Annotated in this window: 20 protein-coding genes; 19 read left to right on the plus strand and 1 reads right to left on the minus strand. The window is 61.5% G+C overall.

All coding sequences use genetic code 11. The features are described 5' to 3' along the window. Window positions 1-217: hypothetical protein (locus tag F599_RS15865; RefSeq protein ID WP_211209084.1), on the plus strand; the 217-nt coding region annotated here is incomplete at its 5' end. A gap of 285 nt (window positions 218-502) precedes the next feature. Here the strand turns inward: F599_RS15865 and F599_RS0109025 are convergent. Then, window positions 503-1543: an HD-GYP domain-containing protein gene (locus tag F599_RS0109025; RefSeq protein WP_019543203.1), complete on the minus strand. Its 1041-nt coding sequence runs from the start codon at window positions 1541-1543 to the stop codon at window positions 503-505. Window positions 1544-2003: 460 nt separating this feature from the next. Here F599_RS0109025 and F599_RS0109030 point away from each other — a divergent pair, with 460 nt between their 5' ends. The 18 genes from F599_RS0109030 (at window position 2004) to mmdA (ending at window position 24069) form a co-directional block, all read left to right on the plus strand. Next, the gene (locus tag F599_RS0109030; RefSeq protein ID WP_019543204.1) at window positions 2004-3029 is read left to right on the plus strand and encodes a sulfate ABC transporter substrate-binding protein; all 1026 of its coding nucleotides are present in this window, start codon (window positions 2004-2006) and stop codon (window positions 3027-3029) included. Between the two features lie 73 nt (window positions 3030-3102). Then, a complete protein-coding gene (cysT, locus tag F599_RS0109035) occupies window positions 3103-3945 on the plus strand; it encodes a sulfate ABC transporter permease subunit CysT (protein ID WP_019543205.1) in 843 nt (280 codons plus the stop codon). A 2-nt stretch (window positions 3946-3947) separates the two neighbouring features. Beyond that, window positions 3948-4772, plus strand: coding sequence for a sulfate ABC transporter permease subunit CysW (gene cysW, locus F599_RS0109040; protein ID WP_019543206.1), 825 nt, complete (start codon window positions 3948-3950; stop codon window positions 4770-4772). Next, window positions 4762-5832, plus strand: coding sequence for an ABC transporter ATP-binding protein (locus tag F599_RS0109045; RefSeq protein ID WP_019543207.1), 1071 nt, complete (start codon window positions 4762-4764; stop codon window positions 5830-5832). Before cysW ends, F599_RS0109045 begins: the two co-directional genes overlap by 11 nt. 1 nt (window position 5833) lies before the next feature. After that, entirely contained in the window at window positions 5834-7537 is a 1704-nt protein-coding gene (locus F599_RS0109050) for an adenylyl-sulfate reductase subunit alpha (protein WP_211209085.1), read from the plus strand. Next, window positions 7527-7826 carry a 4Fe-4S dicluster domain-containing protein gene (locus F599_RS0109055; RefSeq protein WP_019543209.1) on the plus strand — a complete coding sequence of 100 codons (300 nt, stop codon included), beginning with the start codon at window positions 7527-7529 and terminating at the stop codon, window positions 7824-7826. Before F599_RS0109050 ends, F599_RS0109055 begins: the two co-directional genes overlap by 11 nt. 121 nt (window positions 7827-7947) lie before the next feature. After that, window positions 7948-8856: a sulfate adenylyltransferase subunit CysD gene (gene cysD, locus F599_RS0109060; RefSeq protein WP_019543210.1), complete on the plus strand. Its 909-nt coding sequence runs from the start codon at window positions 7948-7950 to the stop codon at window positions 8854-8856. Next, window positions 8856-10496, plus strand: a complete 1641-nt coding sequence (locus F599_RS14020; RefSeq protein WP_019543211.1) for a sulfate adenylyltransferase subunit 1 — start codon at window positions 8856-8858, stop codon at window positions 10494-10496. The genes cysD and F599_RS14020 overlap by 1 nt, the downstream gene beginning before the upstream one ends. A 373-nt stretch (window positions 10497-10869) precedes the next feature. Further along, entirely contained in the window at window positions 10870-13542 is a 2673-nt protein-coding gene (locus F599_RS0109070; RefSeq protein WP_019543212.1) for a valine--tRNA ligase, read from the plus strand. 13 nt (window positions 13543-13555) lie between these two features. After that, window positions 13556-14887, plus strand: a complete 1332-nt coding sequence (locus F599_RS0109075) for a bifunctional folylpolyglutamate synthase/dihydrofolate synthase (protein ID WP_019543213.1) — start codon at window positions 13556-13558, stop codon at window positions 14885-14887. Then, window positions 14880-16373 (plus strand): O-antigen ligase family protein, encoded by a 1494-nt coding sequence (locus F599_RS0109080; protein ID WP_019543214.1) that lies wholly within the window; start codon window positions 14880-14882, stop codon window positions 16371-16373. The genes F599_RS0109075 and F599_RS0109080 overlap by 8 nt, the downstream gene beginning before the upstream one ends. After that, on the plus strand, window positions 16370-17008 hold the full coding sequence (locus F599_RS0109085; RefSeq protein ID WP_019543215.1) for a redox-sensing transcriptional repressor Rex: 639 nt from the start codon (window positions 16370-16372) through the stop codon (window positions 17006-17008). The genes F599_RS0109080 and F599_RS0109085 overlap by 4 nt, the downstream gene beginning before the upstream one ends. Before the next feature lie 220 nt (window positions 17009-17228). Beyond that, entirely contained in the window at window positions 17229-18731 is a 1503-nt protein-coding gene (locus F599_RS0109090; RefSeq protein WP_019543216.1) for an acetyl-CoA hydrolase/transferase family protein, read from the plus strand. Window positions 18732-18811: 80 nt separating this feature from the next. Continuing rightward, the gene (locus tag F599_RS0109095; RefSeq protein WP_019543217.1) at window positions 18812-20467 is read left to right on the plus strand and encodes an acyl-CoA mutase large subunit family protein; all 1656 of its coding nucleotides are present in this window, start codon (window positions 18812-18814) and stop codon (window positions 20465-20467) included. A gap of 71 nt (window positions 20468-20538) precedes the next feature. Then, on the plus strand, window positions 20539-20934 hold the full coding sequence (locus F599_RS0109100; RefSeq protein WP_019543218.1) for a cobalamin B12-binding domain-containing protein: 396 nt from the start codon (window positions 20539-20541) through the stop codon (window positions 20932-20934). A gap of 39 nt (window positions 20935-20973) precedes the next feature. Beyond that, the gene (gene meaB / locus F599_RS0109105) at window positions 20974-22002 is read left to right on the plus strand and encodes a methylmalonyl Co-A mutase-associated GTPase MeaB (protein ID WP_019543219.1); all 1029 of its coding nucleotides are present in this window, start codon (window positions 20974-20976) and stop codon (window positions 22000-22002) included. Window positions 22003-22026: 24 nt separating this feature from the next. Then, window positions 22027-22443: a methylmalonyl-CoA epimerase gene (gene mce, locus F599_RS0109110; RefSeq protein WP_019543220.1), complete on the plus strand. Its 417-nt coding sequence runs from the start codon at window positions 22027-22029 to the stop codon at window positions 22441-22443. Window positions 22444-22539: 96 nt separating this feature from the next. Beyond that, on the plus strand, window positions 22540-24069 hold the full coding sequence (gene mmdA / locus F599_RS0109115; RefSeq protein WP_019543221.1) for a methylmalonyl-CoA decarboxylase subunit alpha: 1530 nt from the start codon (window positions 22540-22542) through the stop codon (window positions 24067-24069). Window positions 24070-24079 lie beyond the last annotated feature (10 nt).

A 24079-nucleotide genomic window follows, 5' to 3' on the forward strand; every position in this document is an offset into this window, starting at 1 on the left:
CGGTTCTTATTGGCCTGAGAGAATGTCTGGTAAAGTGCGGATAAATCCATTTCATCCACAAAGTGGCGTAGCAGACGGACCGGGTCATCCTTTGGAATTTGAAATTCAAAATTTAAGGGAAGGCAGAGTTGAAAACTTCCGCCGAGGGATGTATAATCTCCTTGTAAAATTTGATTTTGCATATCTATATTTTACGCCTGTTGCCAAGGATTTTTAAGTCCTTAGCAACATTTTTTTGCAAACTAAAAGGGGCTGCTACACGTTGTTGATACGTGCAACAGCCCCTTTTGTGTGAGGTGAATAAAATAATCTCGAGGTCCGTTGTAAAATATTTTCCGTCTAGAGAAACCAAGTGACTGTGCACAAAGTGACTTCTCATTCATGCAACCGCCCTTTACTGTAAGGGCGCTGCACAATGTCCACGAAGTGGACGTTTGTGTATGTAGCTTTGTGTGGCGGATATTGCCTGTTCAGGGAAGAGACGCGGGCTGCGTGCAGCGTCTCATTGCTCGTGCAGGCGGTAGTCTTTGTCTGAGTCGATGATGAGGATCATGATGTCTGCGTATTTCGGGTCGAGCTGTTTGCCGCTGGCTTTTTCGATTTCCTTGCGCACGACATCCTGCGGGAGGATGTCGCGGTAGCTGCGTTTGGAGGTCATGGCATCGTAGGTGTCGGCGACGGCGATGATGCGCGCGTAGACGGGGATGGTATCGCTCTTGAGGCCATCTGGGTAGCCGGTACCGTCGTAGCGTTCGTGGTGCCAGCGTGCACCGATCTTGAGCTCTGGGAATTCGGCGACGTAGTTGAGGATGTTGTAGCCGATGATGGTGTGCTGCTTGATGATGTCATATTCCTCATCCGTGAGGCGAGAGGTCTTGCGCAGGATGGCTTCTGGGATGCCAATCTTGCCGATGTCGTGCAGGAGCCCCATGTAATAGATGCGTTGCTGTTCTTCCTTGTTCCAGCCGAGCCGATAGGCGAGGAATCTCGCGTAGGTGGCAACGCGCTGCGAGTGGCCGCGCGTGTAACGGTCCTTGGCATCGACGGTCTTGGCGAGCGCCATGATGGTTTCCTCGTAGAGCCGTCGGCTGGAGGCCAGGCGGTCTTCCGCGAGCTGTGTCTGGCGGCTGACTTCTGTCTCGAGGTTCTTGTTCAGATACTCAAGCGCGAGCACCTGCTCCACCTTTTTGACGACGAGGATAGGGATGAATGGCTTGCGGATGATATCAAAGGCTCCCGCCATCGCACAGGCGGCTTCTTTTTTCTGACTGTGGTCTGCTGTCGTCATGAGGATGGGGAGGTTTTTGTACTGCTCCTGCTGATGGATGGCGCGGAGGAGGTCGAAACCTGTCATGTCAGGCAGGCTATCTGCAATCAGCAGGAGATTGATGGGGGATTGGGCGAGGAAGCCGAGGGCATCTTTTCCGTTGCGCACACTGGTGAATCGGACTTTACGGCTGAGGTAAAGCTGCAGCTGCTGGCTGTCAGACGGGTTTCCGTCGACAACGAGGACTGTCATTTGTTTGAGTTGCATGTGATCCATGTAGCGGGGGCCCTCCCAAAATAGTCAGTTGATGAAATCATCATTCATGGGGAAACAGTTTGTCCAATTGTGTTGCGTCTGTGGCTTGCGTTCTTTAGGGAATCACTGATGAAATGAGGTGGTAAAATTCGTATATTCATCAGTGGCTCCTTAGATTTCATAGCAATATATGTATGGTTTATTAATCTATTCATTATATCATGGGATGAAAGACGTAGCAAGAATTTCTTGCGACATCGGAGGGTCACGGAAGCGCCGATAGAATAAATTTCTCGGCAGCAGTTGACAATGGGGAGGGAAGGGCTTAGAATAACACTATCGATTCATAAAACATATAAGAAAGATAGGAATGAGTTGCAGGTCATTCGACAGCGAAAGCCTGAGACGTCCGTCGTTTATTTGTGTACGACGGGTGTCTTGGGCTTTTTTGTTCCTGTTTTTGCGGAAAGGAGCGATCGGGATGAAAAAGGCGAAGTTTTTGGCGGCTGCGGCGGGACTTTTCTTGTTGGCAGGGGTGTTCACGGGCTGCGGCAGTGATGCGGAGGAGTCGGCGGAAGGCAAGGAACTGCTCAATGTCTCGTATGATCCGACGCGTGAGCTCTATCAAGAGTTCAATGCGGCGTTCTCGGAGAAATGGCAGGCGGAGACGGGAGAGCAGGTGAATTTCAAGCAGTCGCACGGCGGCTCGGGCAAGCAGGCGCGGGCGGTGCGCGAGGGCTTGGAGGCGGATGTCGTGACGCTCGCGCTCGCCTACGATGTTGATGAGATTGCCGCGGAAGGACTCATCGACAAGGATTGGATGGAGAAGTTCCCCGACCATTCGGCGCCGTATACGTCGACGATCGTGTTCCTTGTGCGCAAGGGGAATCCGAAGCAGATCAAGGACTGGGACGATCTCGTGCGCGAGGATGTCTCCGTCGTGACGCCGAATCCGAAGACGTCGGGCGGCGCGCGCTGGAACTATCTCGCGGCCTGGGCGTACGCGAGTGAGAAGACGGGCGGCGATGAGGCGCAGACGAAGGCGTTCATGAAACAGCTCTTCTCGCGCGTCGTGGCGCTCGACTCGGGGGCGCGCGGTGCGACGACCTCGTTCGTGCAGCGCGGTCAGGGCGATGTCCTCATTGCCTGGGAGAACGAGGCGCTGCTCTCGGTCAAGGACGCGCCGGACAAATATGAGATCGTCACGCCGTCGCTGAGCATCCTCGCGGAGCCGTCGGTGGCGGTCGTGGATGATGTCGTGGACCGGAAGGGGACGCGCAAGCTCGCGGAGGCCTATATCAAGTATCTGTATTCGCCGGAGGGGCAGGAAATCGCGGCAAAGCATTTTTACCGGCCGCGCAACGCGGAGGTTGCGGCGGCCTATCAGTCGCAGTTCCCAAAGCTGCGCCTCGTGACGATTGATGAGGCGTTCGGCGGCTGGACGAAGGCGCAGGCGGAGCATTTCGCGGATGGCGGTACGTTCGACCAGATTTACGAGAAGCAATAGGGCTGCCCGCTGGGCGGCAGGGCGCGGCATGGGGCCGCGTTTTCTGGGGAAGCGCTGGCGGAACAGCGCTTCCATGAGTGAGGTGTTCTTCATGCGGGCTGCGGCTCACGTCATTCCGGGCTACCGGTTCACGCTCGGTATCACGTTTTTCTATCTGTCCATGATCCTCCTGATCCCCCTGGCGGCGTTCCTGCTCTACGCGAGCGGCATGGGGGTGGGGAAGTTCCTCGCGGTCGCGACGGAGCTGCGCGTCGTCCACGCGTATCTCGTGAGCTTCGGTACGTCGCTGGTGGCGGCGCTCGTGAATGCGGTGTTCGGCCTGCTGCTCGCGTGGGTGCTCGTGCGGTATGATTTCCCCGGCAAGCGACTGCTCGACGGGCTCATCGACCTGCCGTTCGCGCTGCCGACGGCGGTCGCGGGCATCGCGCTCACGACGCTCTACGCGGAGAATGGCTGGCTTGGGCAGTTCTTCTACGCGGCGGGGATTCCCTCGGCGTTTTCCGTTCTCGGCATCACGATTGCGCTGGTGTTCGTGGGGATTCCTTTCGTGGCGCGCAGCGTGCAGCCCGTGCTCGAGGGGCTCGATCCGCAGCTCGAGGAGGCGGCGGAGATGCTCGGCGCGAGCCGGTGGCTGACGTTTCGCCGCGTGGTGTTTCCCGAGCTGCTGTCGCCGCTGCTCACGGGGTTCGCGCTCGCGTTCGCGCGCGGTATCGGCGAGTATGGCAGCGTGGTGTTCATCGCGGGCAACCTGCCCTATGAGACGGAGATCGCGCCGCTGCTCATCATGGCGAAGCTCGAGTCGTTCGATTATCCGTCGGCGGCGGCCATCGCCATCGTGATGATGGCCGCGTCGTTTCTCGTGCTCCTGGCGCTCAATGGTTATCAGCGCTGGCGCATGCACCATCAGGGGGTGTGAGGATGAAAAAGGAAAAAGGCCTGGGCGCCTGGCTGCTCATCGCGCTTGCCGCGCTGTTCCTCTGCGTGATGCTCGTGCTGCCGCTCGTGCTTGTCGTGCATGAGGCGCTCGCGCGCGGTGCGGCGGCGTATCTTTCGGCCGTCGCGGAGCCGTTCGCGGTCAAGGCACTGCAGCTCACGCTCCTCGCGACGGCGGTCGCGGTGGGTGCGAATACGCTGTTCGGCCTCGCGTCAGCCTGGCTGCTCACAAAGCATGATTTCCGCGGCAAGGCGCTGCTCGGCTCCCTCATCGATCTGCCGTTCGCGATCTCGCCTGTGGTCGCGGGCCTGTTCTTCGTGATGCTGTTCGGCCGCATGAGCCCGCTCTATCCGCTGCTGCGCGCGGAGCACATTCAGATTCTCTTCGCCGTGCCGGCCATCGTGCTCGCGACGGTGTTCGTGACGTTTCCTTTCATCACGCGCGAGCTCGTACCGGTCATGGAGAGCCAGGGGCGCAGCGAGGAGGAGGCGGCGACGACGCTTGGCGCGAGCGGCTGGCAGATGTTCTTCCATGTGACGCTGCCGAATATCAAGTGGGCGCTGCTTTATGGCGTGATTCTCTGCACGGCGCGCGCGATGGGAGAGTTCGGCGCGGTCTCGGTCGTCTCGGGCCATATCCGCGGCAAGACGAATACGCTGCCGCTGCACATCGAGATTCTCTACAATGAATACAATTTCACGGCAGCCTTTGCCGTGGCGTCGCTGCTCGTCCTGCTGGCCGTCGTGATCCTCGTGCTCAGGAATATCGTGGAGTGGCGTGCAAAAAGGGGGATGCATCATGCCCATTGAGGTGGAGCTTCGTCATATTGAGAAGCATTACGGTTCGTTCCAGGCATCACGCGATGTGAGCTTTACGGCGGAGCGCGGCAGGCTCATCGGCCTGCTTGGTCCGTCGGGCAGCGGCAAGACGACCATCCTGCGCATGATCGCGGGGTTGGAGACGCCGGATCGAGGGGATATCTTCATCGGCGGTCGTCGCGTGAATGACCTCGCGCCGGGAAAGCGCGGCATCGGCTTCGTCTTCCAGAACTACGCGCTGTTCCGGCACATGACGGTGCGTGAGAACATCGCGTTCGGCCTGAAGATCCAGGAGGTGCCGCAGGCAAAGCGCCGAACGCGCGTCGATGAGCTGCTGGAGCTCATCGGCCTGACGAGCTTCGGCGCGCGGTATCCGATGCAGCTCTCCGGCGGGCAGCGCCAGCGCGTCGCGTTCGCACGGGCGCTCGCGCCGGAGCCTGAGCTGCTGCTGCTCGATGAGCCGTTTGCCGCCATCGACGCGAAGGTGCGCAAGGAGCTGCGGAGCTGGCTGCGGCGGACAATCCACAGGCTCGGCATCACGAGCATCTTCGTCACGCATGACCAGGAGGAGGCTGTCGAGGTCGCGGATGACATCATCATCACGAACCGCGGCCATATCGAGCAGGTCGGCACGCCGGTCGCCATCTACCAGTCGCCGCGCACGCCGTTCGTCGCGGATTTCATCGGCGAGTCGGTGCATGTGCCGGATTATACGATTTTCAAGGGCTTCGACGGGGACGAGGGCACGGCGGAGCACACGGGCATCATCCGTCCGGAGTTCCTCGAGATCGGCGCGGACGCCGACGAGATGCGCCTGCCGCTCGCGTCGGAGGACGGAACAGTGCGCGGCGTCTACTTCCGCGGCGACAGCCTGCAGGTCGATGTCGAGGTCAAGGGACAGCTCCTGCACGGGCGGCGCAGCCTAGAGAAGCGGCCCCTCCGGGAGGGGGACGCGGCCAAGGTGTTCATCCACCGCATCTACAGCTTCGCGGACGGCGGCACGCGCATTCTCGAGAATGCGGCGAAGCGTCAGGATTCCGTGGTGATTTGAGGTGAAGGATTTGAAACTGAAGGAAGAAACATCAGATATCCTCGTCATCGGCGGCGGTGCTGCCGGCTGCTACGCAGCGCTCACGCTCGCGGCGGAGCGGCCGGAACGCTCGGTCCTGCTCGTCGACAAAGCGGGCATCGAGCGCAGCGGCTGCCTCGCGGCCGGCGTCAACGCACTCAACGCGTATATCACGCCCGGGCATACGCCGGAGGACTACGCGGACTACGCGGCGGCGGACGCGGCGGGCATCGTGCGTGACGATCTGTTGCTCACGATGTCTGAGCGGCTCAACGAGGTCACGCGCCGCATGGAGGAGCTCGGGCTCGTTATCCTGAAGGATGCGGACGGGAACTACGTCTCGCGCGGCTGGCGCAACATCAAGATCAACGGGGAGAATATCAAGCCGCTGCTCGCGGCCGCTGTGCGGCGCGCGAAGAATGTCCGCGTGCTGGAGCATGTCGATGTCGTGAATCTCTTGAAAGCGGCGGACGGGCGCATCGCCGGCGCCTGGGGCATCGACCTGCGCGAGGACGCGGTCTGCTATTTCCGTGCGCGCGCCGTCATCTGTGCGACGGGCGGCGCGGCGGGCCTTTACCGGTCCAACCATCCGGGCGCGGCGCGCCATACGATGTGGTATTCGCCGTTCAATACGGGCGCTGGCTACGCGATGGGCCTGCGCGCGGGCGCGGAGATGACGTCGCTGGAGATGCGGTTCATCGCGCTGCGGTGCAAGGACACGATCGCGCCGACGGGCACGATCGCGCAGGGCGTGGGCGCGCCGCAGGTCAACGCGCGCGGCGAGAAGTACCAGGCGGGCTACGGCAACACGACGTCGGAGCGCCTCTACGCGGTCGTGAGCGAAAATCTCGCCGGACGCGGCCCTTGTTACCTCGAGACGCAGGGCATCACGGCGGCGCAGGAGCAGTCCCTCGAGCGCGCGTATCTCAACATGGCGCCCGCGCAGACGATGCGCTGGCGTGAGACGGGGCTCGGCCCGCGTACGGCGAACGTCGAGGTCGAGGGCACGGAGCCCTATATCGTCGGCGGCCATACGGCGAGCGGCTACTGGGTGGACACAACGCGGCAGACGACGGTGCCGGGTCTCTTCGCCGCGGGCGATGTCGCGGGCGGCTGCCCGCAGAAATACGTGACGGGCGCGTTTGCCGAGGGGGCCTATGCCGCCGAGGGGGCTGCCTGCTATGCGGCGGCGCAGGAGGTGCTCCCCGTGCCGACAGAGGCTGCGGCGGCGGTGCGCGCGCGCGTCGAGCGCCTGCGCGAGCAGCCGGCCGCGGCGCCGCTCTTCACCGTCGACGCGCTCGAGGAGGCCATGCAGCAGGTCATGGACGAGGAGGCGGGCGGCATCACAGCCGGCTACCGCTATACGGAGCGCCAGCTCGCTGCGGCGGCGCATCACATCGCGCGCCTCACGCGGCTCAGTGAGGGGCTGCGCGCAGAGGACGCCTACGGACTGCTGAAGATCTTCGAGCTGCGCGAGCGGCTGCTCGTCTGCCGCGTGCTCATCGAGCACATGAAAGCGCGGCGCGAGACGCGCTGGCACTGCTTCGCGGAGAACCTAGACCATCCGGCGCGGGAGGCGCGCTATGAGAAATATGTCAATTCCAGGCTGAAGGACGGCAGGGTGGAGATCATCCTGCGCGATCTGGTGAAACGGGGGCAGCACTATGAGCATACGCTTGGAAACTGAGAAATGCATCGGCTGCGGCCGCTGCGCGGACGTCTGTCCCGGCAATCTCCTCGTCATCGAGGCGGGCCGGGCCCGCCTGCGCGACGCGCGCGACTGCTGGGGCTGCACGGCCTGCGTCAAGGCGTGCCCGCGCGCGGCGATCTTCTACACGCTCGAGGCGTCGCTCGGCGGCGCGGGCGGCAGGCTCTACGCCGAGAACAGCCGCGACACGCTCACCTGGGTGCTGCGCCTCGCGGACGGCGAGGAACAGCGCATCGCGGTCAATAAGAAGCAGGCGAATGATTACTGAACAACTGAGGAATCGTAAGCTCCGACAGCGGGACACAGATTTTGCGCTGCCGGACACGAAAGACACGCGCGGGCCGCACGGGAGCGGACGCGCGCAGACTACCATCAGGGAGAGAGAAGATATGGGAAATTTATCGCATCTCGATGCGCTTGAGGCAGAGGCCATCTACATCATCCGCGAGGTGGCGGCTGAGGCGGAGAAGCCGGTGATGCTCTATTCCATCGGCAAGGACAGCACGGTCATGATGCACCTCGCGCTCAAGGCGTTCTATCCGGAGAAACCGCCGTTTCCGTTCCTGCACATCAACACGACGTGGAAGTTCCACGAGATGATCGCGTTCCGTGACGCGCAGGCGAAAAAGTACGGTCTCACGATGCTCGAGTACAAGAACGAGGAGGGCATCCGCGAGGGCATCAACCCCTTCGACCACGGTGCGTCCTACACCGATATCATGAAGACGCAGGCGCTCAAGCAGGCGTTGACGAAGTACGGTTTCACGGCGGCGTTCGGCGGCGGGCGGCGCGACGAGGAGAAATCCCGCGCGAAGGAACGCGTGTTCTCGTTCCGCAACGCGGCGCAGGCCTGGGATCCGAAGAACCAGCGCCCGGAGATGTGGAAGCTCTACAACGCGGAGCTCCACAAGGGGGAGAGCATCCGCGTATTTCCGCTCTCGAATTGGACGGAGAAGGATATCTGGCAGTACATCCGCCGCGAGCAGCTCGAAATCGTCTCGCTCTATTTTGCCAAGGAACGTCCCTGCATCGAGCGCGACGGCAACATCATCATGGTGGATGATGACCGCATCGTCAAGAAGCTGCACCTGCGGCCCGAGGACATCCAGCAGAGGAAGATCAGGTTCCGTACGCTCGGCTGCTATCCGCTCACGGGCGGTGTCGAGTCGGACGCCGATACGCTGGACGCCATCGTCGAGGAGACGCTCGGCGCCGTGGAGTCCGAGCGCACGAGCCGCGTCATCGACCATGAGGGAGCCGGCAGCATGGAGCGCCGGAAACGGGAGGGCTATTTCTGATGAACGATTTACTGAAATTTATCACCTGCGGCAGCGTGGACGACGGCAAGTCCACGCTCATCGGCCATCTGCTCTACGATGCGAAGCTCATCTATGCCGATCAGAAAGAGGCGCTGCTGCTCGACTCGAAGGTCGGCAGCCGCGGCGGCGCCATCGACTACTCCCTGCTGCTCGACGGCCTGCTCGCGGAGCGCGAGCAGGGCATCACGATCGATGTCGCCTACCGCTATTTCACGACGGACCGGCGCAGCTTCATCTGCGCTGACACGCCGGGGCATGAGGAGTATACGCGCAACATGGCCTGCGGCGCGTCATTCGCGGATCTCGCCATCATCCTCGTGGACGCTTCGAAGGGCGTGCTCACACAGACGCGCCGCCACGCGCGCATCTGCGCGCTCATGGGCATCCGCTATTTCGTCTTCGCCGTGAACAAGATGGACCTCATCGGCTACGACGAGGCGCAGTTCCGCGCCATCGAGGTGGAGATCGGCGCGCTCCGGCAGGAGCTCGGGCTCGAGAGCGTCCGCATCATCCCGGTTTCAGCGACGGAGGGCGACAATATCACGAAGCGCTCTGACCGCATGCCATGGTATGACGGTGAGGTCCTCCAGGAATATCTCGAGACGGTCGACGTCACGGCGGGGGCCGCCGCGGAGAAAGGGTTCTACCTCCCCGTGCAGCGCGTCTGCCGTCCGAACCAGTCGTTCCGCGGTTTCGCGGGGCAGATTGAGAGCGGTAGCGTCGCCGTCGGCGATACGGTGACGGCCCTGCCGAGCGGCGAGCAGGCGGAGGTCACGCATATCTTTGTCGCGGATCACGAGGAGAAGCGTGCCAGCGTCGGCCAGCCCGTCACGCTGCAGCTCAGCCGCGAGGTCGATGTCTCGCGCGGCTGCGTGCTCGAGCGGGAGAGTGGACTAAGCCTCGCTGACGCGTTCGAGGCGGAGATTCTCTGGATGGACGATGTGCCGCTCACTGTGGGGAAGAATTTCCTCATAAAGCTCGGCACGAAGAAGATCCCCGGCATCCTTTCCGGCATCGCGTACCGTACCGACATCCATACGGGCGAGCACGAGCCGGCGGAGCGTCTCGAAAAGAACGAGATCGCGCATGTGACGATTGCCGTTACGGAGCCCATCGTGCTCGGATTGTTCGATGAGCACCGCACGCAGGGTGAGCTCCTGCTCATCGACCGCATCACGAACAACACGGCGGCCTGCGGCGTCGTGCGCAGCATCGGCGCCGCGGAGGACGCGGCGCGTGTCTACGCGACGCCCGCGATGCGCAGCGCGCTCAACTGGCAGAAGCCGCTCGTCACTGTGTTCCGTCCCGGCGCGGACGGCACGACGGCGCGCGCCGTCGCGGAGGCGGAATACCGCCTCGTGCAGAGCGGCCGTCACACGTACCTCTACGCGCCGGCGGCGGGCGAGGACTACGCGCGCACGGCAGCGCACCTCGCGGCGGCGGGCGTCATCGTGCTGCTCGTCCTCGGCGCTGACGCGCCGCGCCTCGACCTCCCGGAGGCAAGAGAGTGGAGCGCGCTCGCGCCCGCAGGCGAGCAGACGGCGCAGGCCATTGCCGCGCGGCTGCTCCAGGAGACACTGCTCGATGCCGCGTTCGCGCCGGGGCAGTGGGTGATTTGAGGAACCGCTGAATTAATCAGTGGTTCCTTAAGCTATGACGGAGGTTGCATTTTCCGCGCGCGTGTGCTAAGATAGCTCACATAATAGCTCATATCATGGAAAGACGAAGAGGAAGAGGAGTAGCTGCCGGATGTCAGCAGAGAGAGGGCGGTCGGTGCAAGCCCCCGGCAGGATGGCAGCGAAGTCGCTTCTGAGTCGCCCGGGGGAGGCGTGCGCGTTACCTCGGGCCGCGGCCGCGGCGTTAGAGCGAAGAGCAGCAAGTTAGGTGGTACCACGGAAGCAGGCGCTTTCGTCCTTCGGGACGGAGGCGCTTTTTTCATGGGTCACGAGATTTTGCGGGCGTGCCCCGCGATGGTTTAGAGGAGTATCCGATATGGCAGAGACGAAAGAAACGAACATCCCGAAGGTCTATGATCCGCAGTCGTTCGAGAAGAAATGGTATCAGTTCTGGGAGGAGCATAAATTCTTCCACGCGGAGGTCGACAAGAGCAAGAAGCCGTACAGCATGGTCATCCCGCCGCCGAATGTCACGGGCCAGCTGCACATGGGCCACGCGCTCGATAATACGTTGCAGGATATCCTCATCCGCTACCACCGCATGCAGGGCTACAACACGGTGTGGATCCCGGGCTGCGACCACGCGGGCATCGCGACGCAGGCCAAGGTCGAGGGAAAGCTGCGCGAGGAGGGCACGAATCGTTACGAGCTCGGCCGCGAGAAGTTCCTCGAGCGCGTCTGGGACTGGAAGGAGAAGTTCGGCAGCCGCATCATGTTCCAGCTGCGCTCCCTCGGCTCCTCGCTCGACTGGGATCGCGAGCGCTTCACGATGGACGAGGGCTGCAGCCGCGCCGTGCGCGAGGTGTTCGTGAGCCTCTATGAAAAGGGACTCATCTATCAGGGCACGCGCATCACGAACTGGTGCCCGTCCTGCAATACGGCGATCTCGGACATCGAGGTGGAGCACGAGACGGAAAAGGGGCATCTCTGGCATCTGCGCTACGCCGTCGAGGGCGAGCCGGGCCGCTACGTCGAGATTGCGACGACGCGTCCGGAGACGATGTTCGGCGATACGGGCGTCGCGGTGCATCCAGACGATGAGCGCTACAAGGATTTCGTCGGCAAGACGCTCATCCTACCGATCGTCGGCCGCCGCATCCCGCTCTTTGCCGATGAATATGTCGACAAGGCGTTCGGCACGGGCGCGGTCAAGGTCACGCCTGCGCACGATCCGAACGACTTCGAGATGGGGCAGCGTCACCACCTCGAGGAGATCAAGGTCATCGGCAATACGGGCAAGATGCTCGAGGGTGCCGGGAAATACGCGGGCATGGATCGCTATGAATGCCGCAAGGCGCTCGTCAAGGAGCTCGAGGAGACGGGCGTCCTCGTCTCCGTCGAGGAGCATGAGCACGCCGTCGGTCACTGCTCGCGCTGCCATTCGACGATCGAGCCGCTCGTCTCCAAGCAGTGGTTCGTCAAGATGGAGGGCCTCGCGAAGCCCGCCATCGAGGCGGTGAAGGACGGACGCATCCAGTTCGTGCCGGAGCGCTTCACGAAGATTTACTGCAACTGGCTCGAGAACATCCGCGACTGGTGCATCTCGCGCCAGCTCTGGTGGGGCCATCGCATCCCCGCCTGGTACTGCGACGACTGCGGCGAGACGAGCGTCTCGCGCACGGATCTCACGGTGTGCCCGCACTGCGGGAGCCATCATATCCATCAGGACGAGGATGTGCTCGACACCTGGTTCAGCTCGGGCCTCTGGCCGTTCGAGACGTTCGGCTGGCCGGACAAGACGCCGGAGCTCGCGCAGTTCTATCCGACGGCGACGCTCGTGACGGGCTACGACATCATCTTTTTCTGGGTGGCGCGCATGGTCATGATGGGGCTGGAGTTCGGCAAGGACATCCCGTTCCATCACGTTTTCATCCACGGCCTCGTGCGCGACAGCCAGGGCCGTAAGATGAGTAAGTCCCTCGGCAACGGCATCGACCCCGTCGAGGTCATCGAGAAGTACGGCGCCGATACCCTGCGCTTCATGCTCATCACGGGCAACACGCCGGGCAACGATATGCGCTTCTACTGGGAGCGCGTCGAGAGCGCGCGCAATTTCGCGAACAAGATCTGGAACGCGTCGCGCTACATCCTCATGAACCTCGAGGGCTTCGATCGCTCGTTCCGCCCGGAGGAGGCGGACTATACGCTCGCGGACCGCTGGATTCTCTCACGTTTCGCGCGCACGGAGCAGGGCGTCACGGAGAGCCTCGACAAGTTCGAGCTCGGCGAGGCGGGCCGCATGATCTACGAGTTCCTCTGGAATGAGTTCTGCGACTGGTACATCGAGCTCACAAAGGCGCGCCTCTACGACAAGGAGAATGTGCGCGCGAAGAACACGGCGCTCTATGTGCTCTCCTATGTCCTCGAGAACACGCTGCGTCTGCTGCATCCCTTCATGCCGTTCCTCACGGAGGAAATCTGGCAGAAGGTGCCGCATGACACGCGGTTCCCGAGCATCATGATCGCCGACTGGCCGAAGGGGGACGCGGGCCTCATCCACGATGAAGTCGAGGCGCAGATGACGGCCATCATGGAGACAATCAAGACCGTCCGCAACCTGCGTGCCGAGGTTGGCGCGGCACCTGGGAAGAAGAGTGAGGTCATCCTCGGCTTCACGGACGAGGCGCTGCGTCCCGTCTTCGCGGCGCATGAAAGCTACCTCCAGGCGCTTGCGGCCGCGGAGCCCGTGACGCTGCTCGCCGCTGGTGCGGCTAAGCCGGAGAACGCCATGGCGGGCGTTGTCGGCGGCGTGGAGATCTACCTGCCGCTCAAGGGTCTCATCGACGTGGAGAAGGAGACGGCGCGCCTCACGAAGGAGCGCGAGAAACTCCAAAAGGAAATCAAGCGCCTGACGGGCAAGCTCAGCAACGAGGGCTTCCTCAAGAAGGCGCCGGCGGCCGTCGTCGCCGGGGAGCGCGAGAAGCTCGCAGGCTATGAGGAAAAGGAGAAATCCCTCGAGGCACGTCTCGCAGATCTCGCGAAGCTTTGATGGAGGAGCGCAGATGAACTATCAGGAAGCATTGGCCTATCTCGACGGGCTCAATGTCTTTGGCGTGCGCCTCGGGCTTTCCCGCATCAAGCGCCTGCTCTCGCTCCTCGGCAATCCGCAGGACAAGTACCGCACAGTCCATGTGACGGGAACGAACGGCAAGGGCTCCGTCTCCGCCATGCTCGCGGGCATCCTCCAGAAGGCGACCATCCACACGGGTCTCTATATCTCGCCGCATCTCGTCTCCTACACGGAGCGCATGCAGGTGGACGGCCAGCCCATCAGCGAGGAGGACTTCGCCGAGGCCATCTCCGCTGTGCGCGTCTTCATCGAGCAGATGCTCGCGGAGGGCGAGGAGTGCCCGACGCAGTTCGAGGCGCTCACAGCCGCTGCCTTTTACTATTTCGCCGCGCACAAGGTCGAGTATGCCGTCATCGAGGTTGGCCTCGGCGGCCTGCTCGACTCGACGAACGTCATCACGCCGGAGGTCTCGGTCATCACGAATGTCGCGTTCGAGCACGCGAAGCTCTGCGGCGGCACGCTCGCGGGCATCGCGCACCACAAGGCGGGCATCATCAAGGACGGCGTTCCCGTCGTCACGGCGGCGGAGGGCATGCCGCTTGCCATCCTGCGGGAGGCGGCGGAGCAGCACGCCGCGGATATCTTCGTCGAGGGAGAGGACTTCTCGGTCAGGGGCGGCGCGTTTTCGCCGCGCGGGCAGTCGTTTTCTTTCTCTTCGCCGCTGCTCGGCGTGGACGGCGCGCCCTATGAGCTCCATCTGCTCGGCGCGCACCAGGTGAAAAACGCGGGCGTCGCCATCATGACGGCCTATCTGCTGCACAACATCGAGCCGCGCATCACGGAGCCGGTCGTGCGCGAGGCGCTGCGCCTCGTGACCTGGCCCGGCCGGTTCGAGTATCTCGAGGTGCCGTCAGAGGGGGGCGCGGGCGTGCAGCCCGTCCTCATCGACGGCGCGCACAACCCCGCGGGCATGGAGGTGCTGCGGCAGAGCCTCGACGCGTATTTCCCGGGGCAGCCGCGCGTGCTGTTGCTCGGCATCCTGCACGACAAAGACATCGACAAGATGCTCCGGGCACTCGTGCGGCCGGAGGATCTCATCGTCATGACGCCGCCGCAGTCTGACCGCGCGGAGAAAGCGCGCGTGCTGGCGGAGGAGGCGGCGCAGTACGCGCGAAGCGTCGCGTACCGCGAGGACAACGTAGAGGCGCTCGCCCTCGCGCTTTCTCTGGCGCAGGAGGGCCGTCTGCTCGTTGTAGCGGGCTCGCTCTATCTCATCGGCGGCCTGCGCCAGCTGCTGCTCGGAAAGGAGGATTCCCATGCCTGATACGCATGGCAAGGAAGCAATCACGCAAGCGGAAGCGCGTGTGCTCGAAGATCTCAGAGCCAAGCGCCGTGCCCGGCAGTTCGACCGTTGGCTGGGCTGGGCCATCGTGGCCGTGGGCTTTGCGCTCGCGCTCTCCCCGGGGGCGGCGACGGCAGCGCTGCTCGTCGGCAGCGCGCTGACGCTCTGGCGGCTGCGCGCAGACCCCGCGATGCATTTTCGAAGGCTGCCCTTCGACATCCCCGTGCTGATCTTCGCCGGCTTCGGCGCGGCGTCCATCCTCGTCTCACCGGACCCTGCGTTCAGCTTTTACAACTACTACAACCTCGTCGGCGTCTATCTGCTCATGTATTTCTTCATCGGGCAGAACCTCCGCACGGGCAGGGAGCTCAAGCTGCTCATCGTCTCGTTGGCGGCCTCCGCGCTGCTCTGCGTGCTCTACGGCTTCTACCAGTTCGCCTTCGGCATCGATACGAGCGCGATGAAATGGGTGGACGGCGAGGCGTTCCCCGAGCTGCGCAAGCGCGTCTTTTCCACCTGGGAGAACCCGAATATCTTCGCTGGCTATCTCGATGTCATGATGTGTCTCGTGTTCGGCGTATTCCTCCGCGTGAAGGCGCGCGGCCAGCGGCTCGTGCTGGCGCTTGCGCTGCTCGCGCTCGCCGCGTGCCTCGCCATGACGTATGCGCGCGGCGCATGCCTGGCCATCGCGGCGGTGTTCCTGGCCTACGGCGCGCTGCGCGACTGGCGCGTGCTCGTTGCCTGCGTGCTCGTGGGCGGCGGTATCCTCGCGCTCGACCCCGCGCTGCTCGAGCGGATGACCTCGGTCTTCACGCGGCTCGACACCTCGTCTGAGATGCGCCTCGCGTTCTGGGAGAGTACGGTCGCCATGATTGCCGACCACCCATTCCTCGGCATCGGCTGGGGGGCGTACTGGATGGTGTATCCGCTCTACGATTTCTACATGCAGGGCGCGGCGGGTACGACCATCAAGATCGTGCATGCGCACAACATGTATCTGAACTACGCGGCGGAGATCGGCATCATCGGCGCGCTCGCGTTTTTCTGGTTCTTTTTCGGCACGCTGGTGACGGCACTGCGCACGCGCTTCCTCACGCCGGAGGAGATCGAGCGGGAGGCGCAGGCGGGGCGCGCGCCGCAGCCGACGGATCTCTCGCCGGAGAGCGGCATCGACGAGGAACTGCGCGCCGTCCACGAGAGCATCGCGGTGAGGACGGAGGCGCCCGCCTGGAACTGGGCGGCGTTTCGCGCTGAGGTATCGCACTGGGAGGAGCGCCGCCTCGCGTCCGGCTTCGCGCTCGGCATCGGCTTGGCGCTTGTGTCCATCGCCCTCAACGGTCTCACGGATGACCTGCTCTTCAATATCCCGTCCTCCATGCTCATGTGGATGCTGGCCGCCGCAGCCGCGAGCCTTTCCTTCGTGAGCAAGCAGGAGCAGGCAGCGACGAGAAAGGAGCAGCAGACATGACCACCACGAAACGCACATCCCTGATTTCCAAGGCGACCATCGACCGTCTGCCGCTCTATTTCCGCACGCTGCGTCTCGTGCAGGACGAGGGCATCGACGTCATTTCCTCCGATGAACTCGGGCGGCGCCTCGGCATCACGCCGGAGCAGATCCGCAAGGATCTCGCCTCCTTCGGCCAGTTCGGCAAGAAGGGCGTCGGCTACTATGTCAACGAGCTCAAGCACAATGTTGGCGGCATCCTCGGTCTCGACAACCATTGGAACATCGCTGTCATCGGCATCGGCCATCTCGGCGCCGCACTCGCGAACTATCAGAACTTCGTCTCGCTGGGCTTCAATCTCGTCGCGCTCTTCGACCAGGATCCGAAGGTTATCGGCACGGTGCAGAACCATGTCAAGGTGGAAGATGTGCGCGAGCTCGCCCAGATTGTGCGCGAGCGCCATGTGGACATCGGCATCATCGCCGTGCCGGCGGCTTTCGCACAGGAGGTCGCCGACCAGCTCGTCACCGCGGGCGTCAAGGGCATCTGGAACTTCGCGCCCATCAAGATGCAGGTGCCGGACTCCATGCACATCGTCAATGAGGATCTGTCCATCGGCCTGAGCAGGCTTTCGTATTACATCACGCGCAGGTGAAAGCGTGTATTGTTAACGCGCTGTTCTTCCGTAATTGACTTAAAAATAATATAAAATATGACAAAAGCCGTCTGAGCAATCTTGACGGCTTTTTCTATGTGTGATATTCTAAGGCATGGGATATAAATGACGCATGGTGGTATGATAAATCATAGTTATTTCATATAGCTGCGATAACGAAGAGTTATACTACATGCAAGTTTCACAAGGGGGATTTCTGATGATTGATATTCTCGATCGCGTCCGCAACAAAGGACTGCAAGCGAAAATCGTCACAGCAGAGGAAGCCGCGGCCTTTATCCAGCCGGGCATGAACGTCGCCACGAGCGGCTTCACGGCCTCTGCTTACCCGAAGGCTGTGCCAATCGCACTCGCCGAACGCATGAAGAAGGATCCGTTCACAATCAACCTCTGGACGGGCGCGTCCACGGGTCCGGAGCTCGATGATGTGCTCGCAGGCGTCCATGGCATCAAGCAGCGCCTGCCGTATCAGACCGACAAGGTGCTGCGCAATGAGATCAACGACGGTAGCGTCAACTACCTCGACCTGCACCTTTCAGAGTCGGCACAGCTTTCTCGCTGCGGCTACCTCGGCCACATCGATGTCGCCATCGTCGAGGCTTGCGCCATCGATGAGGACGGCAACATCATCCCGACGACGTCGCTTGGCAATGCTGCGTCCTATGTGCAGAGCGCGGATACCGTCATCGTCGAGGTGAACACGAGCCAGCCGCTCGAGCTCGAAGGTATGCACGATGTCTACATTCCGCTCGATCCGCCGCATCGCCTGCCCATCCCCATTGTGAAGGCGAGCGACCGTGTCGGCACGCCGTACATCCCGTGCACGCCGGAAAAGATCAAGTTCATCGTGCCCTGCGATATCCCGGATCATACGCGTCCGCTGCGCGCCATCGACGAGGGCTCCAAGAAGATGTCGGAGTTCACGCTGGAATTCCTCCAGAAGGAGATCCAGGCGGGCCGCATGCCGAAGAACCTGCTGCCGCTGCAGTCCGGCGTCGGCAATGTCGCGAACGCGGTGCTCGCCGGCTTCGTGGACTCGGACCTCAAGGATCTCACGGTCTACACGGAGGTCATCCAGGACGGCATGCTCGACCTCATCGATGCGGGCAAGCTGAACTTCGCGTCCGGTACGGCATTCTCGCCGTCGCCTGAGGGCATGGAGCGTTTCTACAAGGATGTCGCGAAGTACAAGAAGTACTTGCTGCTGCGTCCGGAGGAGATTTCCAACAGCCCGGAGGTCGTCCATCGCCTCGGCGTCATCGCCATGAATACAGCGATTGAGTGCGATATCTACGGCAACGTCAACTCGACGCATATCACGGGCACGAAGATGATGAACGGCATCGGCGGCAGCGGCGACTTCGCGCGCAACGCGTTCCTCACCATCTTCTACACGCCGTCGACGGCCAAGGATGGCAAGATCTCGTCTATCGTCCCATTCTGCTCGCACATCGACCATACGGAGCACGATGTCGATATCATCATCACGGAGCAGGGCGTTGCAGACCTGCGCGGCAAGGCGCCGAAGGAGCGCGCGCTCGAGATCATCAACAACTGCGCGCATCCGGATTACCGCCCGCTGCTGCTCGACTATTTCCATCGCGCAGACGAGGCGACGAAGCATGCGAATACGCCGCATATCCTCGACGAGGCGTTCTCTTTCCATGAGCGCTTCCTCAAGACGGGGACGATGCAGAAATAAGAAAGTGGATGTGCTGGTTGGCCTGATGACTGGCTGACACGGCACTTCCAGAATAGAACTGAATCAGGAGGCAACTCGATATGAGCACGGAACACGAGAAAATCCAAGCTGAACTTGCAAAGTATCAGGCGAGCGTTGAAAAGGCAGTCGCCCGTTTCCCGGAGCGCCCGCATCTGCCGGAGCAGCGCCTTTACACGCCGCTCGACATCAAGGACACGGACTACGCTGATGAAATCAGCTTCCCAGGCGTCTATCCGTACACGCGCGGCGTGCAGCCGACGATGTACCGCGGCCGTTTCTGGACGATGCGCATGTACGCAGGCTTCTCCACGGCAGAAGAGTCGAACAAGCGCTATCGCATGCTGATTGAAAACGGCGCTACGGGTCTTTCCTGCGCGTTCGACCTGCCGACGCAGATCGGCTATGACTCCGATGATCCGATTTCCGAGGGCGAGGTCGGCAAGGTCGGTGTCGCCATCGACTCCCTCGCCGATATGGAGGTCCTCTTCGACAAGATCGATCTTGGCAAGGTCTCGACGTCCATGACGATCAATGCGCCGGCATCTGTCCTGCTCGCTATGTACATCGCTGTCGCTGAAAAGCAGGGGGTTCCTGCTGACCAGCTGCGCGGCACGATCCAGAATGATATCCTCAAGGAGTACGCAGCGCGCGGCACGTACATCTTCCCGCCGCGTCCGTCCATGCGTCTCATCACGAACATCTTCGAGTACTGCTCGAAGAACGTGCCGAAGTGGAACACGATCTCCATCTCTGGTTATCACATTCGCGAGGCAGGCTCCACGGCTGCTCAGGAAATCGCCTTCACGATCGCCGATGGCATCGCCTACTGCGAGGCGGCCATCAAGGCAGGCCTGCACATCGACGATTTCGCCGGCCGCCTCTCCTTCTTCTGGAATGCCCACAACAACGTCCTCGAGGAGGTTGCGAAGTTCCGCGCTTCCCGCCGCATCTGGGCGAAGGTCATGAAGGAGCGCTTCCATGCGCAGAAGGATAAGTCCATGAAGCTGCGCTTCCATACGCAGACGGCGGGCTCGATGCTCACGGCGCAGCAGCCGAACAACAACATCGTGCGCGTTGCCCTGCAGACGGCTGCAGCCGTCATGGGCGGCACTCAGTCCCTCCACACGAATTCCCGCGATGAGGCGCTCGCGCTGCCGACGCAGGAGTCCGTGACGATTGCACTGCGCACGCAGCAGATTGTCGCCTACGAGAGCGGCCTTGCCGATGTCATCGACCCGCTCGCCGGCTCCTACTACGTAGAGGCTATGACGAACAAGCTCGAAGCTGAGGCTTGGGACTACATCAAGAAGATCGATGACATGGGCGGCGCTGTCGCAGCCATCGAGAAGGGCTACATCCAGAAGGAGATTCAGGATTCCGCTTATAAGTGGCAGATGGATGTCGAGTCTGGTGCCCGCGTCATCGTCGGCGTCAACAAGTTCCAGATGGAGAACGAGGAGCCGCCGAAGGATCTTCTGAAGGTCGATGAGGCCGTCGGCAAGCGCCAGGTTGCCAAGTTGCACGAGATGAAGGCGAAACGCGACAACGCGGCTGTCGAGGCAGCGCTCAAGGATCTCAAGAGCGCCTGCGAGGATGAAAACGAGAACCTCATGCCGCATATTCTCGCAGCGGTCAAGACGTACGCGACACTCGGCGAAATCTGCAATGTCATGCGCAGTGTCTTCGGCGAGTATGAGGCACATGTGAACCTGTAATCTGCTGAGTGTGAGTCTAGCGGCAGGCGGGCGGGTGCCCGATGCTGCCGCACTGTCTGGAGGGACAACAAATGGAGAAGAAAATCAGAGTATTAGTGGCGAAACCGGGTCTTGACGGACATGACCGCGGCGCGAAGGTCGTCGCACGTGCACTGCGCGACGCGGGCTTCGAGGTCATTTACACGGGCCTTCGCCAGACGCCGGAGCAGATTGCTGAAGCAGCACTCCAGGAGGATGTCAACGTCATCGCGATGAGCATCCTTTCCGGTGCGCATGGGCATCTGTTTCCAAAGGTGGTCAATCTCGTTCGCGAGAAGGGCATGAACGATGTCCTCATCATCGGCGGCGGTGTCATCCCCGAAACCGATATCCCTGCCCTCAAGGAGGCCGGCGTTGCCGAGGTCTTCACGCCGGGCACGCCGACGACGGACGTCGTGAAGTTCATCAAGGAGCATGTAAAGCTCTAAGAGCCCATTGATTCAGTTTCTTTAAGGGAGGGCGAGCCTTTGGATATTGCAGAAGAACTGCTGAAAGGGAACCGCTTAGCACTTTCCCGCGCCATCACGGCCATCGAGAATGAGTACGATGAAGCGACCGAAATCATGAAGAAGCTTTATCCGCGCACGGGCCATGCGTTCGTTCTTGGTGTCACCGGGCCTCCGGGAGCCGGCAAAAGCACGCTGACCGACAAGCTCGCGCGCGAGTACCGCAATCAGGGCAAGACCGTCGGCATCATCGCCGTCGATCCGACCAGCCCGTTTACGGGAGGCGCCATCCTCGGCGACCGTATCCGCATGAACGGACTCACGCTCGATGAAGGCGTATTCATCCGCAGCATGGGAACGCGTGGCAGCCTTGGCGGACTTTCGCACAAGACGGCAGATGCGGTCAAGGCGATGGATGCCTTCGGCAAAGATGTGATTTTCGTCGAGACGGTCGGCGTCGGCCAGTCCGAGGTCGATATCGTCAAGGCGGCAGATACGACGATGGTCGTGCTCATTCCCGGCATGGGGGATGATATCCAGGCCATCAAGGCAGGTATCCTCGAGATCGGCGATGTGTTCTGCGTCAACAAGGCAGATCATGACGGTGCCGACAAGCTCGTGCGCGAGATCAACATGATGCTCGATCTCGACGTCCATGAGCCGGCGCCCATGGACGCGGCACAGAAAGCGCTCTCTGACCAGTTCCACCACATGGCGGTCGGTCCGCAGGCGAATGAGGATGCAAAGCTTGGTTATTGGCGTCCGCCGATTGACAAAGTCATTGCCAATCAGAACATCGGCGTCAAGGAGCTCATCGCGAGCATCGAGAAGCACCATGCCTACATCAGCGCGAACGGCGAGCTGCTGGCGCGCCGCACGAAGCGTACGAAAGACGAGATGCTCGACATCCTGTCGAGCAACATCGGCAAATACATCACTGGCAAGATCGTGGATACGGGCCGCCTCGACGCCTACGTCGAGAAGATCAAGGCACATGAGACGGATCCCTACACGGTCGTCGGCGACATCATGCAGGAAATGCTCCGATGAGGAGTCATTGAGGAGGCAGATATTATGTTCAAGGTTTTAGGCGTAGACCATATCGGCATCGCAGTCACGGATCTCAAGGAGGTCGGCTCGTTCTGGAGCGAGGCGCTCGGCCTGCCGGCCAACGGTGAAGAGACCGTCGCAGAGCAGAAGGTCACGACGGGATTCTTCCCGACGCCGAATGGCAGCGAGATCGAGCTTCTGGCAGCAACGGAGGATTCCTCCCCAATTGCGAAGTTCATCGAGAAGAACAATGGCCGCGGTGGCATCCAGCACATCGCACTGCGTGTCGACAACCTCGAGGCAGCACTTGCCGACCTCAAGGAGAAGGGCGTGCGCCTCATCGACGAGAAGCCGCGCAAGGGTGCCGGCGGCGCCAAGATTGCTTTCGTGCATCCGAAGGCTTCGCATGGCGTCCTTCTTGAGCTCTGCCAGCGCGACTGATTCCTTTCTTATCAGCTCTTAGTAGCTACTTGCAATTTTTGCGAAAAAGGTGCAAAATAATGATGCAGTAACAATGCTGATCATAGGAGGGTTAAAATGGCAACCGTTCAAGAAAAGATTGACCAGATGAATGCGAAGAAGGCGCACATCCGCCTGGGCGGCGGTGCGGCACGCATTGAGAAGCAGCATGCCAAGGGCAAGTATACGGCGCGTGAGCGTCTCGAAAAGCTCTTTGATGAGGGTACCTTCGTCGAGCTCGACATGTTCATGAAGCATCGCTGCACGAACTTCGGCCAGGAGAAAAAGGATATGCCTGCCGATGGCGTTGTCACCGGCTACGGTACGGTGGATGGCCGTCTTGTCTATGCCTATGCGCAGGATTTCACGGTTTCCGGCGGCGCGCTCGGCGAGAAGCATGCCCACAAGATCTGGAAGGTCATGGATCTCGCGATGAAGATGGGCGCTCCCTGCATCGGTATCAATGATTCCGGCGGCGCCCGCATCCAGGAGGCCGTTGACGCGCTCTCCGGCTATGGCGGCATCTTCTACCGCAACACGGCGGCGTCCGGCGTCATCCCGCAGATCTCTGTCATCATGGGACCGTGCGCTGGCGGCGCTGTCTACAGCCCAGCAATTACGGACTTCATCTTCATGGTGAAGAACACGAGCCAGATGTTCATCACGGGCCCGGCGGTCATCAAGTCCGTCACGGCCGAAGAGGTCACGGCGGAAGAACTCGGCGGTGCTGTCACGCACAACAGCCGTTCCGGTGTTGCGCACTTCGCTTGCGAGAACGAGGACGACTGTCTCGCGAAGATTCGCGAGCTGCTCTCGTATCTGCCGAGCAACAACATGGAGGACGCGCCGTCCGTCGAGCCGACAGACGATCCGGATCGCCAGGATGAGAGCCTCAATACGGTCGTGCCGGACAATCCGAACATGCCGTACGACATGAAGGATGTCATCCAATCCATCGTGGATAACGGCGAGTTCTTCGAAGTACAGGAGCTTTTCGCGACGAACGTCATCATCGGCTATGCCCGCATGGATGGCCGTGTCGTCGGTATCGTGGCGAATCAGCCGAACGTCATGGCAGGCTGCCTCGACGTCGATGCCTCGGACAAGGCGGCGCGCTTTGTCCGCTTCTGCGATGCGTTCAACATCCCGCTCCTGACGCTCGTCGATGTACCGGGCTTCCTGCCGGGCGTCGACCAGGAGCACAACGGCATCATCCGCCACGGCGCGAAAATGCTCTACGCATACAGCGAAGCGACGGTGCCGAAGGTCACGGTCATCACGCGCAAGGCTTACGGCGGTTCCTACATCGCGATGTGCTGCCGTGAGCTCGGCGCTGACCAGGTCATGGCATGGCCGACCTCTGAGATCGCTGTCATGGGCCCTGCGGGCGCAGCGAACATCATTTTCCGCAAGGATCCAGACAAAGAGGCCAAGACGCAGGAATACATCGATGAGTTCGCGACGCCGTATGTCGCTGCAGAGCGCGGCTACGTCGACATGGTCATCGAGCCGAAGGAGACGCGTCCGCTCGTCATCACCGCGTTCAACGCGCTCGCGAGCAAGCGCGAGGTCGGTCCTGCAAAGAAACATGGCAATATCCCATTGTAATTCGGAAGCG

Source organism: Selenomonas bovis DSM 23594 (genome assembly GCF_000381005.1).
GTDB classification, from domain to species: Bacteria; Bacillota; Negativicutes; order Selenomonadales; family Selenomonadaceae; genus Selenomonas_C; species Selenomonas_C bovis.

Excerpts from the sequence above, each read along its gene's own strand:
- F599_RS14020 (WP_019543211.1), top strand. The coding sequence starts at position 8,856 with ATGAACGATTTACTGAAATTTATCACCTGCGGCAGCGTGGACGACGGC.
- F599_RS0109095 (WP_019543217.1), top strand. The coding sequence starts at position 18,812 with ATGAGCACGGAACACGAGAAAATCCAAGCTGAACTTGCAAAGTATCAG.
- cysD (WP_019543210.1), top strand. The coding sequence starts at position 7,948 with ATGGGAAATTTATCGCATCTCGATGCGCTTGAGGCAGAGGCCATCTAC.
- F599_RS0109085 (WP_019543215.1), top strand. The coding sequence starts at position 16,370 with ATGACCACCACGAAACGCACATCCCTGATTTCCAAGGCGACCATCGAC.
- mce (WP_019543220.1), top strand. The coding sequence starts at position 22,027 with ATGTTCAAGGTTTTAGGCGTAGACCATATCGGCATCGCAGTCACGGAT.
- F599_RS0109100 (WP_019543218.1), top strand. The coding sequence starts at position 20,539 with ATGGAGAAGAAAATCAGAGTATTAGTGGCGAAACCGGGTCTTGACGGA.
- F599_RS0109090 (WP_019543216.1), top strand. The coding sequence starts at position 17,229 with ATGATTGATATTCTCGATCGCGTCCGCAACAAAGGACTGCAAGCGAAA.
- F599_RS0109080 (WP_019543214.1), top strand. The coding sequence starts at position 14,880 with ATGCCTGATACGCATGGCAAGGAAGCAATCACGCAAGCGGAAGCGCGT.
- cysT (WP_019543205.1), top strand. The coding sequence starts at position 3,103 with ATGAGTGAGGTGTTCTTCATGCGGGCTGCGGCTCACGTCATTCCGGGC.
- F599_RS0109070 (WP_019543212.1), top strand. The coding sequence starts at position 10,870 with ATGGCAGAGACGAAAGAAACGAACATCCCGAAGGTCTATGATCCGCAG.
- F599_RS0109025 (WP_019543203.1), bottom strand. The coding sequence starts at position 1,543 with ATGGATCACATGCAACTCAAACAAATGACAGTCCTCGTTGTCGACGGA.
- cysW (WP_019543206.1), top strand. The coding sequence starts at position 3,948 with ATGAAAAAGGAAAAAGGCCTGGGCGCCTGGCTGCTCATCGCGCTTGCC.
- F599_RS0109045 (WP_019543207.1), top strand. The coding sequence starts at position 4,762 with ATGCCCATTGAGGTGGAGCTTCGTCATATTGAGAAGCATTACGGTTCG.
- mmdA (WP_019543221.1), top strand. The coding sequence starts at position 22,540 with ATGGCAACCGTTCAAGAAAAGATTGACCAGATGAATGCGAAGAAGGCG.
- F599_RS0109075 (WP_019543213.1), top strand. The coding sequence starts at position 13,556 with ATGAACTATCAGGAAGCATTGGCCTATCTCGACGGGCTCAATGTCTTT.
- F599_RS0109030 (WP_019543204.1), top strand. The coding sequence starts at position 2,004 with ATGAAAAAGGCGAAGTTTTTGGCGGCTGCGGCGGGACTTTTCTTGTTG.